The 12,736-nt window shown below is 67.8% G+C and carries 11 protein-coding genes and 1 pseudogene; 4 read left to right on the top strand and 8 right to left on the bottom strand.

Translation table 11 applies throughout. From position 1 onward, the window contains the following. Nucleotides 1–96 precede the first annotated feature (96 nt). Genes HRV97_RS10165 through HRV97_RS10155 form a run of 3 tightly spaced genes read right to left on the bottom strand, consistent with a single transcriptional unit; the run spans nt 97 to nt 6,081 of the window. A complete protein-coding gene (locus HRV97_RS10165) occupies nt 97–1,647 on the bottom strand; it encodes an efflux transporter outer membrane subunit (protein ID WP_174194131.1) in 1,551 nt (516 codons plus the stop codon). 3 nt (nt 1,648–1,650) lie between these two features. Further along, nucleotides 1,651–4,863, bottom strand: a complete 3,213-nt coding sequence (locus tag HRV97_RS10160) for an efflux RND transporter permease subunit (RefSeq protein WP_174194130.1) — start codon at nt 4,861–4,863, stop codon at nt 1,651–1,653. Nucleotides 4,864–4,869: 6 nt separating this feature from the next. Continuing rightward, nucleotides 4,870–6,081 carry an efflux RND transporter periplasmic adaptor subunit gene (locus HRV97_RS10155; RefSeq protein ID WP_174194129.1) on the bottom strand — a complete coding sequence of 404 codons (1,212 nt, stop codon included), beginning with the start codon at nt 6,079–6,081 and terminating at the stop codon, nt 4,870–4,872. Nucleotides 6,082–6,167: 86 nt separating this feature from the next. Here HRV97_RS10155 and HRV97_RS10150 point away from each other — a divergent pair, with 86 nt between their 5' ends. Both HRV97_RS10150 and HRV97_RS10145 read left to right on the top strand, forming a co-directional pair. After that, nucleotides 6,168–6,833: a TetR/AcrR family transcriptional regulator gene (locus HRV97_RS10150; protein ID WP_174194128.1), complete on the top strand. Its 666-nt coding sequence runs from the start codon at nt 6,168–6,170 to the stop codon at nt 6,831–6,833. Then, nucleotides 6,830–7,651, top strand: a complete 822-nt coding sequence (locus HRV97_RS10145; RefSeq protein ID WP_174194127.1) for a shikimate 5-dehydrogenase — start codon at nt 6,830–6,832, stop codon at nt 7,649–7,651. Before HRV97_RS10150 ends, HRV97_RS10145 begins: the two co-directional genes overlap by 4 nt. A gap of 68 nt (nt 7,652–7,719) precedes the next feature. On the opposite strand, the gene HRV97_RS10140 is transcribed toward HRV97_RS10145, so the two are convergent. Then, entirely contained in the window at nt 7,720–8,277 is a 558-nt protein-coding gene (locus tag HRV97_RS10140) for a 3'-5' exonuclease (RefSeq protein WP_174194126.1), read from the bottom strand. A 78-nt stretch (nt 8,278–8,355) separates the two neighbouring features. On the opposite strand from HRV97_RS10140, the gene HRV97_RS10135 reads away from it, so the two are divergent. Then, entirely contained in the window at nt 8,356–8,541 is a 186-nt protein-coding gene (locus tag HRV97_RS10135) for a helix-hairpin-helix domain-containing protein (protein WP_174194125.1), read from the top strand. Between the two features lie 93 nt (nt 8,542–8,634). After that, nucleotides 8,635–10,098 carry a S10 family peptidase gene (locus tag HRV97_RS10130; RefSeq protein ID WP_174194173.1) on the top strand — a complete coding sequence of 488 codons (1,464 nt, stop codon included), beginning with the start codon at nt 8,635–8,637 and terminating at the stop codon, nt 10,096–10,098. A gap of 35 nt (nt 10,099–10,133) precedes the next feature. On the opposite strand, the gene HRV97_RS10125 is transcribed toward HRV97_RS10130, so the two are convergent. From HRV97_RS10125 to HRV97_RS10115, 4 genes and pseudogenes are all read right to left on the bottom strand, one after another. Then, nucleotides 10,134–10,886, bottom strand: coding sequence for a polysaccharide deacetylase family protein (locus HRV97_RS10125; protein WP_246248645.1), 753 nt, complete (start codon nt 10,884–10,886; stop codon nt 10,134–10,136). 17 nt (nt 10,887–10,903) lie between these two features. Then, nucleotides 10,904–12,010, bottom strand: coding sequence for a GDSL-type esterase/lipase family protein (locus HRV97_RS10120; protein WP_174194124.1), 1,107 nt, complete (start codon nt 12,008–12,010; stop codon nt 10,904–10,906). Next, on the bottom strand, nt 12,007–12,132 hold the full coding sequence (locus HRV97_RS17685) for a hypothetical protein (RefSeq protein WP_281356804.1): 126 nt from the start codon (nt 12,130–12,132) through the stop codon (nt 12,007–12,009). The genes HRV97_RS10120 and HRV97_RS17685 overlap by 4 nt, the downstream gene beginning before the upstream one ends. A gap of 57 nt (nt 12,133–12,189) precedes the next feature. Continuing rightward, nucleotides 12,190–12,498: pseudogene (locus HRV97_RS10115) on the bottom strand (cation:dicarboxylate symporter family transporter); the annotation flags it as partial. Nucleotides 12,499–12,736 lie beyond the last annotated feature (238 nt).

Below are 12,736 nucleotides of genomic sequence, written 5' to 3'. Positions count from 1 at the left end.
CAAACGGTTTTTGCAGAAAAGTTGCACATTTTCGACAACACCGCGTCAGAAGGCTCGTGAGCGCCCGAAAAGGGCACTCAACCGGCTCGGACGAGGTCAGGTGATGCCGCCGCCCAGCGAACGATAAAGCTCCACCAGATTGCTGGCGCTGGTGAGACGGGTGGTGACGAGCTGCTGCTGTGCGGCATAGGCCGTTCGCTGCGCGTCCAGTGAAACCAGGAATGAATCGACACCCGCGCGGTAACGCGCCTCCGACAAACGTGCCGCGACCTGTGCCGCATTGGCGCGCGCGGACTGCGCGGCCACCTGCTCGCCGATGGTGCCGCGCTGCGCCAGCGCGTCGGCAACCTCGCGGAACGCGGTCTGGATCGCGCGTTCGTAGGTTGACACCGCCACCTGCTGCGATGCGCGCGCGTAATCGAGATTGCCCTTCACCGCGCCGCCATCGAACAGCGGCAACCCGATCGAGGGTGCGCCGGTATAGGTGAAGCTACCGCCACCGAAGAGCCCGGACAAAGCGGTCGAGATCGTCCCGATCGTCGCCGTCAGCGAGATGCGCGGGAAGAAGGCCGCACGCGCCGCGCCGATGTTGGCGTTCTGCGCGATCAACTGGTGCTCCGCCTGGAGCACGTCCGGACGGCGCAAGAGCACCGCCGAGGATACGTCACCCGGCAACGCATCGCGCGTGTATGCCCCCTGCCCCAACCCCGCCGGCAGTTGCTCGGCCGGCACGGTCGTGCCGACCAACAGGTTGAGCGCATTCTGATCCTGCGTCACCCGCGTCATCAGCGTCGCGATGTCGTTGCGTGCCGACTGGTAATTCGTCTCGGCCTGCCGCGCCTCTAGTTCGGAAGCGACACCGATGCGGAACTGCGCCTGCGTCAGGCGCAGCGTCTCGGCAAAGGTCTGGAGCGTGCGACGCGACAGTTGCAACTGTTCCTGATCGGACGCGAGCGTCAGCCACGCGGTCGCGATCTCCGCGATCAGGCTGATGCGAGTCGAGCGCTGCGCCTCCTCGGTCGCGAAATATTGTTCCAGCGCGGCGCGGCTGAGATTGCGGACGCGGCCGAACAGGTCGAGTTCGAACGCGGAGAAGCCGGCGTTGACCGAGTAGAATTCGATGTTGGACGACGACGAGCCCACGCCCGCGCCGCCTACCCCTGCGTCAGCACCGCCGCCGCCGAGGCCGCCACCCACGCCGCCTGCACCCGCACCAACACCGCCGATACCGCCGCCCGTTCCACTACCGGTCGCGCCGCCACCACCTGCGCCAGCATTTGCGCCCGTCGCGCCGAAGATGTTGTTGGTATAGGTCGCCGATCCCGACAACGTCGTCGTCGGCACCAGGTCAGAGCGCTGGATGCGGTATTGCGCGCGTGCCTGGAGCACATTGCCCGCCGCGATCCGCAGGTCGCGGTTGTTGGCGAGCCCGGTGTCGATCACCTGCCGAAGCCGCGGATCGAGGAAGAAATCGCGCCAGCCGATCGCTGACACGTCAGGTACGTCGCTCGCGGCGCGTGGGTACACGCCGCCCTGCGGCAGTGCGGCCGGCACCGCACCGGTCGGGCGTTCGTACTTGGGTGCGAGATTGCATCCGGCGAGCGCGGTCGAAAGCGCGAGCGCGGCAAGGATAACGGAGCGGTTCACAGGTCAGGCTCCCTCAGCCGCGAGGCGGCCCTGGTTCGTGTCGTGGTGGCGGTGATTGTTGCCGTCACTGCCGTCCGGCGCGTCGGGTGCGGCGGGCTCCGCACGGCCGCCCTGCCCGAACAGGCGCAGGACGACGATGAAGAACATGGGGACCAGGAAGATGGCGAAGATGGTGGCGGTGATCATGCCGCCGACCACCGCGCGACCGATCGCATTCTGGCCGCCCGCACCTGCCCCGGTCGAGATCGCGAGCGGCAGCACGCCGAACACGAATGCGAGGCTGGTCATCAGGATTGGACGCAACCGGATCTTCGCCGCCTCGATCGCGGCGTCGAACGCCGACAGCCCGTCGCGCATCTTCTCCTCGGCGAATTCCACGATCAGGATCGCGTTCTTGGCCGACACGCCGATCGTCGTGATGAGACCGACCTGAAGGTAGATGTCGTTGTTGAGCCCGGTCAGCCACGCCGCCAGCAGCGCGCCGACGACACCCAGCGGCACCACCAGCATGACCGAGATCGGCACCGACCAGCTTTCATACAAAGCGGCGAGGCACAGGAAGACGATCAACAGCGACAGCCCGTACAAGGCCGGTGCCTGCCCGCCCGACAATTGCTCCTCGTAGCTGAGCCCGGTGGGCTCGAGCCTGGTGCCCGGCGGCAGTTTGGCATGGATGTCGTTCATCGCCTCCAGCGCGGTGCCCGACGACACGCCCGGCGCCGGCTGGCCCAAGATCTCCATCGCCGGTTGCCCGTTGTAGCGCGTCAGCTGGGTCGCGCCCTGCTGCCACGACGTGGTGGAGAAAGCGGTGAACGGCGCCATCGCATTGTTCGCGCCGCGCACGTACAGGCTCGCCACGTCCTCGGGGCGTAGCCGGTACGGCGCGTCGACCTGCACGTAGACCCGTTTGACGCGACCGCGATCGATGAAGTCGTTGACGTACGCACCACCCCAGGCGGTCGAAATCGTGCTGTTGACGGAGGATAGGTCGAGCCCCAATGCGCGCGCCTTGTCCTGATCGACGTTGATCTTGAGCTGCGGCGCGTCGTCGAGCGCGTTGGGGCGCACGCCGACCAGCGACGGGTTCTGCGCCGCCATGCCCAGCATCTGGTTGCGCGCGGCGAGCAGTTTCTCGTGCCCGATCCCGCCCTCATCGACCAATTGCAGGTCGAAGCCCGATGCATTGCCCAGTTCCTGCACCGCGGGCGGGATGACCGCGAAGATCATGCCGTCGGCGTAGCGGCCGAGCACCGCCATGGCGCGTCCGACGACTGCCTGCGCGCGGTTCTCGGCACCCGGGCGATCCTTCCACTCCTTCATCGGAATGAACGCGATGCCGCTGTTCTGGCCGGTGCCGGAGAAGCTGAAGCCGTTGATCGTGTACACGCCCTGGATCGAACCACTTTCCTTGCTGAGGAAGTGATCGCGCACGAGGTCGAGCCCCTTTTGCGTGCGCTCGGTGGTGGCGCCCGGCGGGCCTTGCACCAGCGCGATCATCACGCCCTGATCCTCTTCGGGCAGGAAGCCCGAGGGCAGTCGCGCGAACAACAGCACCATGCCGCCGACGATCAACGCGTAGATCACCAGCGAACGGCCCCAGCGCCGCGCGGTCGTGCGCGTTCCCTTGACGTAGCGGTCGCGCCCGCGATCGAACCGGTCGTTGAACCAGCGGAAGAAGCGCGCGAGCGGGCCGTTGCCCTCCTTCTTGTCGGGATCGTGCGGTTTCAGAATCGTCGCGCACAAGGCTGGCGTCAGGATCAATGCGGTCGCGACCGACAGCACCATCGCCGACACGATCGTGATCGAGAACTGGCGGTAGATAACGCCGGTCGAGCCGCTGAAGAACGCCATCGGCAGGAACACCGCCGACAGCACCAGGCCGATGCCGATCAGCGCGCCCGAAATCTCGTCCATCGATTTGCGCGCGGCATCCTTGGGCGAGAGATGCTCCTCGACGATCAGGCGCTCGACGTTCTCGACCACGACGATCGCGTCGTCGACCAGCAGGCCGATCGCGAGCACCATGCCGAACAAGGTCAGCGTGTTGATCGAATAGCCCGCGATCGCCAGCACCGCGAACGTGCCGGTCAGCACCACCGGCACCGCGATCGTTGGAATGATCGTCGCGCGCCAGTTCTGCAGGAACAGGAACATGACGAGGAAGACGAGCACCACCGCCTCGACCAGCGTATGGATCACCTGCTCGATCGACAGCCGCACGAACGGCGAGGTGTCGTACGGGAAGATCACCTTCACGTCGGACGGCAACTGCTTGCCGATCTCGGTCATCCGCGCCTTGACCGCTTCGACAGTGTCGAGTGCGTTGGCGCCGGGTGCCAGCTTCACCGCGATGCCCGACGCGGGCTTGCCGTTCCACTCAGCCGAGAAGCCGTAATTCTCCGCGCCGATCTCGACCCGCGCCACGTCGCTCAAGCGCACCACCGATCCGTCGGTGTTGCTCTTCAACCGAATGCGGCCGAACTCCTCCGGCGAGGTCAGGCGCGACGACACCGACACGGTGGCGTTGAGCATCTGCTCCTTGGGTGCTGGTTGCGCACCCAATTGCCCGGCCGATACCTGCGCGTTCTGCGCGGTGACGGCGTCGGTGATGTCCGCCATCGTCAGCGCGTAATTGTTGAGTTTCAGCGGATCGACCCAGATCCGCATCGCGTACTGCGACCCGAAGACCTGCGTGTCGCCGACGCCGGTCACGCGCGACAGCGGATCCTGCATCTTGGAGGCGACATAATCGGCCAGATCGACCGCGTCGTGCTGGCCGTTTTCCGAATACAGGCCGACGAACAGCAGGATGTTCTGCGTCGCCTTGGCGACGATGATCCCCTGGCGCTGAACCTCCTGCGGCAGCAGCGGAGTCGCCGCCTGCAGCTTGTTCTGCACCTGAACCTGCGCCGTGTCGGGATCGGTCCCCTGCTCAAAGGTGAGCGTGATGGTGACGGTGCCGGCGGAGGAGGACGAGGACGAGAAGTAGCGAAGGTGGTCGATCCCCTTCATCTGCTGCTCGATGATCTGCGTCGTCGTGTTCTCAAGCGTCGCGGCGTCGGCGCCCGGATAGGTCGCGGTGATCGACACCGCGGGCGGCGCGATCGCCGGGAACTGCGCGATCGGCAGGCTGCGGATCGCGAGCACGCCCGCGAGCATCACGATGATGGCCAGCACCCACGCGAAGATGGGCCGGTCGATGAAATAGCGTGACATGAGCGGTTACTTCGCTTGCGGCTGACCAGCGTTGCCGCCGCCACCTTGTTGTGCCCCCTGCGGTGCGCCCGCGCCCCCAGGCTTGGCATTGGGGTTCCACGCGACCGCCTTCACCGGCATGCCGGGGCGCAGCATCAAGCCGCCCTCGACGATCACCTTCTCACCGGGCTTGAGCCCGGCGGTGACCAGCCAATTCTCGCCAATCGTGCGCGGCGCGGTCAGCGTGCGCAGCTGCACCTTGTTGTCGGCGCCCACGACCATCACGGTCGGGTTACCCTTCTCGTCGCGCTGCACCGCGCGCTGCGGCACGAGCAACGCATTGCCCTGCGTGCCCTCGACCAGCTCGGCGCGGACGTACATGCCCGGCAGCAGCAGCGACCGCGGGTTGGGGAAGCGCGCGCGGATCGTCTGCGTACCGGTCGCCGGATCGACGCTGACGTCGGCGAATTGCAGCGTGCCCTCGATCGGGTAGATCGACCCGTCCTCCAGCCGCAGCCGCACGCGTGCCGCCTGCCCGCCGCGCGTCAGGTCGCCCGCCGCGATCTTCTGCCGCAACGCCAGCAGGTCGGCGCTCGACTGCGGCACATCGACGTAGATCGGATCGAGCCGCTGGATCGTGGTCAGCGCCTCGGCCTGGCCCGAGGTGACGAGCGCGCCCGTCGTCGCGATCGAGCGACCGATGCGACCCGAGATCGGCGCGCGCACGGTGGTGCGCGCCAGATCGATCTGCGCCGAGCGCAGTGCGGCCTGCTGCGCGGCGACGTCGGCGCGCGCCTGCGCCGCCGAGGTGGTCGCATTCTCGAAATCCTGCCGCGCGATCGCGTTGATCTTGACTAGCTCGCCGTAGCGGCGCTGGAGCGCCGCGCTCGACGCGATCGCCGATTGCGCGCGCGCCAGTGCGGCACGCGCGCTCGCCACCTGCGTGACATAGGGCTGCGGATCGATGCGGTAGAGCGGCTGGCCCGCGCGCACCTGATCGCCTTCGGTGAACAGCCGCGCCTGAATGAGGCCGTTGACCTGCGGGCGCACCTCCGACGTCTCGAACGCCACCGTGCGACCGGGCAGCGTGGTGGTGAGCGTCACCGACTCGCTGTTGACCGCGACCACGCCGACCTGCGGCGGCCCAGCGGGCTGCTGCTGCGCCTGTTCCTTGCCCCCACCACATGCGGCGAGCGGCAACACCAGCATCGCGGCGACCGCGAAACGATTGATCAGCATGGACTTCCCGGAAATTATGTGTGAATGAACGATCACTCACGAATGCTGCTACTGCTAACAAGCGGCAGCGTCAATATGGGAAGGAGATGATGACCTATTCCGAAGCGGCGCACGTGACGTGCCCCCGCAGCGACAAAGCAAACGCGCGCCGATCAAAGGTGATCCAGGCCGCGCGCACGTTGTTTGCCGAAGCTGGCTTCCACAACACCGGCATGGCGCAGATTTCGCGCGAGTCGGGCGTGCTGGTCGGGCAGATCTACCGCGATTTCGCCAACAAGGAGGCGATCGTCGCGGCAATGGTCGAGCAGGACCTCGACGAATTCCTGTACGATGGCGTGTTGTGCAATGCTTGCGCGACCGGCGACCACGCCGCGGTACGCGCCTGGATCGCCGACTTCGTCGCCTGCGAGGAGGTGGAGGACGCGCGCATCTTCGCCGAGATCACCGCCGAGGCCGCACGTAACGAGCGGATCGCCGCCATCTTCCACATGATCGATCAGCGACTGCGCCAGCAACTGATCCTGGCGCTGCGCATCATTGCCGCGGCCGATGTCAGCGACGATCGGCTGGTGACGGTCGCCAACCTGATCCTGACGGTGTCGTGGGGCGTGATGCAGCGCCGCGTCTTGTGGCCGGGCCAGGTCGACCGCGCGGTGTTCGCGCCGCTGCTCGCGTGCATCGAGTCGCAGATCGACGCATTGTGCGGTGACGGACAAGCGACGCACGCGCCCTGCACGGACGCGGTGGCGTGAAGCCGCCGATCGGGCGCGACACGCGGCTGTGCATGTCGCTGGCGGCGCGGCCAGGCAATTTCGGTTCGCGCTTTCACAACCGTCTCTATGAGCGGCTGGGGCTCGACTATGTGTACAAGGCGTTCACCACCGACGACCTGGGTGGCGCGGTGCGTGGTATTCGTGCGCTCGGCATACGCGGCTGCGCGGTGTCGATGCCGTTCAAGGAAGCCGTGATCCCGCTGCTCGACGCGCTCGCCGGATCGGCCGCGGCGATCAACAGCGTCAACACGATCGTCAACGATGGAGGCCGACTGACCGGGTACAACACCGATTACAGCGCGGTACGCGACCTGCTCGATCAGGCAGCGGTCGATCCCGCCCTGCCGTTCGCCTTGCGCGGATCGGGCGGGATGGCGAAGGCGGTCGCGGCGGCGCTGCGCGATCGCGGACACCGCGCGGGCACGATCGTGGCGCGCAACGCGGACGCTGGGGCTGCGCTCGCCGACGAATATGGCTTCGCCTGGCAGGCGGAGGTGACCGACGACGCGGCCCTGCTGATCAACGCGACGCCGATCGGCATGACCGGCGGCGACCAGGACGCGCTCGCCTTTCCGATGTCCCTGATCGAGCGCTGCGCGGTCGCGTTCGAGGTGGTGGCACTGCCGCCCGAAACGCCGTTCCTGCGCGCCGCACGTGCGGCGCGCAAGGTGACGGTCGCGGGCGCGGACGTCGCGGTGTTGCAGGCGCTGGAGCAATTCGTGCTCTACACCGGCGTGCGGCCGGGCGCCGACGACGTGGCGCACGCCGCCGCCTTCGCGCGCGGCGAGATCGACTGAGCAGCACTTCTCCCTTCGCTCAAAGTGAGGCGTCAGCCTCAAAGCCTTTGCCGGGAACAGGGAGCAGCTCAGGCGGGAATGCCGCCCGCCCGCGTCTCGGCCAACTGCCCGATCGCGATCCACCGCGCATGTTCCTCCGCCGCGTCGGCGAGCGCGCGGTGCGCGGGCGGTTCGCCTGCGCGGCGCGGCTCGCTCTGCTCGAGGACCTCGGCGACGGCGGATGCCAGCGCGTTGTCCGACAGCGTGCGCGAGAGGATCGCGTGCGCGCGCTCACGGTGTGCATCGTCGCTGTCGCGCAACCGCAGGCTGTGGCGCGGCAGCTTGGCGGCGCGCAGCAGCACGCTCAACCACTTACCGTCCCACGACGGCGCGCTCGCCAGCAGGTCGTGGCCGCTGAGCTGGTCGACCATCCGTCGCGCCACGGTGGCATGGTCTTCGCCGCGCTCGAGCAATTCGGCGCGCGTGATGCCGTGTACCGCCTCCGCCGCTGCGTCCCAATCGTCCCAGCTAGGCGCGGGGCGGATCAGGTGGCTCTCGCGTCGCCCGTCCTCGAACACCCAGGCGACCTCGATCGGGTAGCTTTGCTTGGACAAGGACGAGGCTTCGAAGTCGAGGAACACCAGCATGAGCGCCTTAACGCGCGACGGCCCGATCCGCGCCATCGCGAAGCGGAACGCGCGCCGAGCGAGATGGTTTGGAGCGGCATGATCGACCTCAACACCGCCACCGCCGACCAGCTCGACACCGTGCCGCAACTGGCGGGGCATGGCGCGGAGATCGTACGCTACCGCGAGGAACGCGGCGGCTTCGGTGAACTGCGCCACCTGAACGAAGTGCCCGGCCTTGCGCAGAAGGCCGATGGCGTGGAGGAACATCTGCGCGTCGGCTGAGCCGGCTTGTCCCCAAGCGCGCAACGGCTAAGCTGCCGCGCGAAAAGGGGAAGCATTGTGTCACCATTTATCCGCCTGCTCGCCGCCGGCGCCATGTTCGCGTCCGTCGCCGCGCCCGCACTCGCGCAGAGCGACAAGACCACCACCACCGTCGAGAAAAAGACCGACGACGGCGTGAAGCTGCCGCCGCTCCCCGCCGACCGCACGATCGCGCAGAGCGTGCGCGTCGGCGGGCGCGTGCTCAGCTACCGCGCGACGGTCGGCACGCTGCCGGTGCGCGACGAGAGCGGCAAGGAGATCGGGCAGGTCGTCTATACCGCCTATACGGTGCCCGGCCGCGATCCGTCGCGCCCGGTCACCTTCGCGTTCAACGGCGGACCGGGTGCGGCGTCGGTCTACCTCAACATGGGCGCGGTCGGCCCCAAGCGGGTGCAGTTCGGCGCGCAGGGCGACGCACCGTCCGACGCGCCGATTGCCAGCGACAATCCCAACACCTGGCTCGATTTCACCGACCTCGTCTTCATCGACCCCGTCGGCACTGGGTTCAGCCGCAGCCTGGTCGACGCGGACGCGACCAAAAAGGCGTTCTACGCCAACGATCCCGACATCAAATATCTGTCCAAGGTCGTCTACGACTGGCTGGTCAAGGAAGGCCGGCTGCGCTCGCCCAAATATGTCATGGGGGAAAGCTACGGCGGGTATCGCGCGCCGCGCATCGCCTATGAACTCCAGTCGCAGATCGGCGTCGGGGTCAACGGGCTCATCATGGTGTCGCCCTATCTCGACCCCGCGGTCGGCGACGACGCGACCGCCTTGTCGCCATTGCCGTGGATGATCGACCTGCCCTCAATGGCGGCGGCGAACCTGGAGCGCCAGGGTCGCCTCACCCCGGCGGCGATGGCGGAGGTGGAGAATTACACCCGCGGCGAGTTCGCGCGCGACCTGTTGCGCGGGCGCTCCGACCCGCAGGCGACGGGCCGCATCGTCCAGCGCGTCACGCAGCTGACCGGGCTCGACCCTGCGCTTGTCCAGCGGCTGGGCGGGCGCGTCGACAGCCGCACCTTCCTGCGCGAGGTGCACCGGAGCGAGGGCACGATCGGCAGCGTGTACGATTCGAACGTCACCGCCTTCGACCCCTTCCCCTGGTCGCCGCAGCAGCAATCCAACGACCCGATCCTCGACGCGCTGATCGCACCGACGACAAGCGCGATGGTCGATTTCGTCACGCGCGAAGTCGGCTGGAAGACCGACGCGCGCTACAATGCGCTGTCCTATTCGGTGAACGCGGCGTGGGACCGCGGCAAGCCGAACGACACGCCCGTCACCGACCTGCGCAAGGCGATCGCCAACGATCCCAAGATGCGCGTGATGATTGTGCACGGCTGGGACGACCTGTCCTGCCCCTTCTTCGCGTCGCGGCTGATCGTCGATCAGATGCCCGCGTTCGGCCAGGCGGAGCGCGTCGCGCTCAAGGTCTATCCCGGCGGGCACATGTTCTACAGCCGCAACGATAGCGGCGCCGCGTTCAAGAACGACGCGCGCGCGCTGTATCGCTAACTTCGCGACGCCGCGCGCGCCCAATCAGCACTGGGTCAGCGCGCGGCGGCGAGCGCGTCGTGCAAGGTCGCGACGCGTATCGTGCGGCGATGCTGCCGCAGCCAACGAACGAAGGCGCGGTGCACGGCCGCGTCGACGCTCAGGTAATCGCCGCCGATGCCGTGAAACAGGAACACCGCCCAGCCGCCGCTCACCTCTGCCTCCTGCGCGAAGGCGATCAGCTGGGCGAGCGTCGTATTCTCGCCGAAGCCGCGCGCGGGGACGTGCATCGCATCTCCCTTCACGGCACCGGCGCGCACCTCGGCATCGCTCATGCTGACGCCGCGCGCGTAATCGACCAGCTTCGCCGCGCGCAGCGGTTCCAGGTAATCCTGCCCGCCCACCAGATGCTCGCCGCACGGCGTTGCAAAACCGTGGCGCGCACGGCCGTCCAGCGCGCGAAGCAGGACGTTCTGCTGCTCGATCTCGCGCAACATGCTCGCGGGCGTATAGACCTCGCTGGTGAAGCGCGGATCGGCCGGGAACTTGGCCGCGGCGCACGGGTGAAAGATCGTGTGGTTGCCCAGCTCGTGTCCGCGCCGCGCGGCCGCGCGCCAGCGCGGCACGTCCGCCTCGCGCACGCCGGACAGGAAGAAGGTCGCCTTCAACCCCGCCGCATCGAGCACGGGCAGCGCGTGCTCGAGCTGCGACGGCAGCGCGTCGTCGTAGGTCAGCACCACAGTGCCGCGCGCTTGCGCGATCCCGGGCGACAGCACCAGCGCCGCCATCGCCGCCGCAAGTCTCGACAAGCACGTCCACCGTGCGGTCACTTGCCGTCAACCCAGACGTCGCCGCGCGCGTCGATCTGCGCGGCGACCGCAGCGGCAATCTTCGCGTCGTCATTCAGATCGGGATGGCCGTGGCAGGCGCGGAAACCCAGGCCGTTCACCGCGACGAACACGGTGCGGCGCTCGCCCGCGCGTTGCAGCCGCGTCACCGTCGCGCGCGCCTCGGTTGCGACCTCGCCGCGCGCGATGCCGGTCGCCCATACGATGATCAAGGCACGCGGATGCGTCGCGCGCAGGCCCGAGAGGAAGGCGGCGTAGCGGCGCTCGAAATCGTCGTGCAGCGCAGCCCGCGTCGCCCATGGTTCGCCGGGATGCAGCGCGGTGGAGAAATCGTTGGTGCCCAGCGCGACCACGATCACGCGCGGATGCCAGCCGGCATCGGACGCGCGCCGCGCCTTGTCGAACAAGGTGAACGGGTAAGCGGTCGGCAACGTATCCCACGTGTTGCCGTCGTAATTGCGCACCACGCCGCGACCCGAGATCGCGTTGACGCGGTAATCGGCGCGGTAGCGGCGGGCGAGCACGTCGGGCAGCCCCTGCGTCGTGTCGGTCGTGTCCCACACCTCGGCGCTGGTGCATTCGGCCTTGTCCGACCGGTTGGCGTAGCCGACCGTGTGCGAGTCGCCGATGAACTCGATCTGGCGCGCGGTGCTCGGCACCGGCACCGGCAGCGCGCGGGTGCCCGGAGGCGCGAGGAAACCGCCGAACGCGGTCGCGCCGGCCTGGCTCTCGCTCGCCACCTGTACGCGCAAATGGTGCGCGCCGGGTGCCAGCGGTCCGACGCGGTAGAGACCGGGCGCGGGGCGAACCAGCGCGACCGGCACACCTGCGTCCACCGTCACGCGCAGCGACACCTCGCCTGCCCCGACGCGGAACAAGGCCTGCGGCCCGCGAAAGCGCGTCTCGACGTAGCTGCCCGGCCACTGCCGACGGACCATGCGATCGCCCGCCGGCTCGGCACGGCCGACGACCCGCATCGGCAGCGCAACGGCCCCCGTCGGCACGACGTCGACACGCTCGACGCGCACGGTCGGCCCAGCCGCGACCGTCGCCGCACCCAGCAGCGCGAGCCACACACGCTTCATCGGCGCGTGTCCGACGCAGCGCAGCGGCCGGCAGCGGGTGACGCGACGACGATGAGGCATCCAGTTACGAGCGCGGTGTCGCGCAGGCGCGGCGCCTTGCGGACCAGCTTGATCGTCTTCATCCATCCCCCTGCCTGTACCCAGTATGAGCGCTACCATCGCATGTTCGCGCGGCCGAACAAGATTGCAACGAACAGCGCCAGCGTGGAGAAGAACAGGGAATAGGCGAATGCCTTGGTCCCAACACGCCCGACCGGGCCGAGGTCGCGCATCCCGGCGATCTCGGTCACGATGGTGAGAAAGATGACCGGCGCGATGATCATCTTAACCAGCTTGATAAAGGCGTAGCCGATCGGCTTCATCGCCTCGCCGGTCTGCGGGTAAAAGTGCGCCAGCAGCACGCCGAGCAGGACCGCGGCGAGCACCTGTAGATCAAGCTCCGCATACCATGGCTTGTGCGGTAACCGCATTGTCGTCGGGTCCGCCATTGGTGCGGGGGAGGTAACGGGCAACATGGCGGACGCTTTCCCTGCACAATGCCGACCCGCTGGTCGGCGGCGTACCGCCCTGGTCGCCTGGCCCCGGGGTGATGCCGAAATATCGATCACACCAACTAATAACCTGGATCAGGAAACGTTTCGCTGGATCGTTGGTTACTGCTATGGTTTATCACGGTTCCAGCATGACTTAGCCGTTACGGCGCTGCGCACCGATCCATTTAGATGA

Origin of the sequence: Sphingomonas hominis (genome assembly GCF_013328205.1) — a bacterium.
Lineage (GTDB): Bacteria > Pseudomonadota > Alphaproteobacteria > Sphingomonadales > Sphingomonadaceae > Sphingomonas > Sphingomonas hominis.
This window is presented reverse-complemented; position numbering and strand designations above follow the sequence as displayed.

Excerpts from the sequence above, each read along its gene's own strand:
- HRV97_RS17685 (WP_281356804.1), bottom strand. The coding sequence starts at position 12,132 with ATGAAGACGATCAAGCTGGTCCGCAAGGCGCCGCGCCTGCGCGACACC.
- HRV97_RS10140 (WP_174194126.1), bottom strand. The coding sequence starts at position 8,277 with ATGCTGGTGTTCCTCGACTTCGAAGCCTCGTCCTTGTCCAAGCAAAGC.
- HRV97_RS10155 (WP_174194129.1), bottom strand. The coding sequence starts at position 6,081 with ATGCTGATCAATCGTTTCGCGGTCGCCGCGATGCTGGTGTTGCCGCTC.
- HRV97_RS10160 (WP_174194130.1), bottom strand. The coding sequence starts at position 4,863 with ATGTCACGCTATTTCATCGACCGGCCCATCTTCGCGTGGGTGCTGGCC.
- HRV97_RS10135 (WP_174194125.1), top strand. The coding sequence starts at position 8,356 with ATGATCGACCTCAACACCGCCACCGCCGACCAGCTCGACACCGTGCCG.
- HRV97_RS10150 (WP_174194128.1), top strand. The coding sequence starts at position 6,168 with ATGATGACCTATTCCGAAGCGGCGCACGTGACGTGCCCCCGCAGCGAC.
- HRV97_RS10130 (WP_174194173.1), top strand. The coding sequence starts at position 8,635 with ATGTTCGCGTCCGTCGCCGCGCCCGCACTCGCGCAGAGCGACAAGACC.
- HRV97_RS10120 (WP_174194124.1), bottom strand. The coding sequence starts at position 12,010 with ATGAAGCGTGTGTGGCTCGCGCTGCTGGGTGCGGCGACGGTCGCGGCT.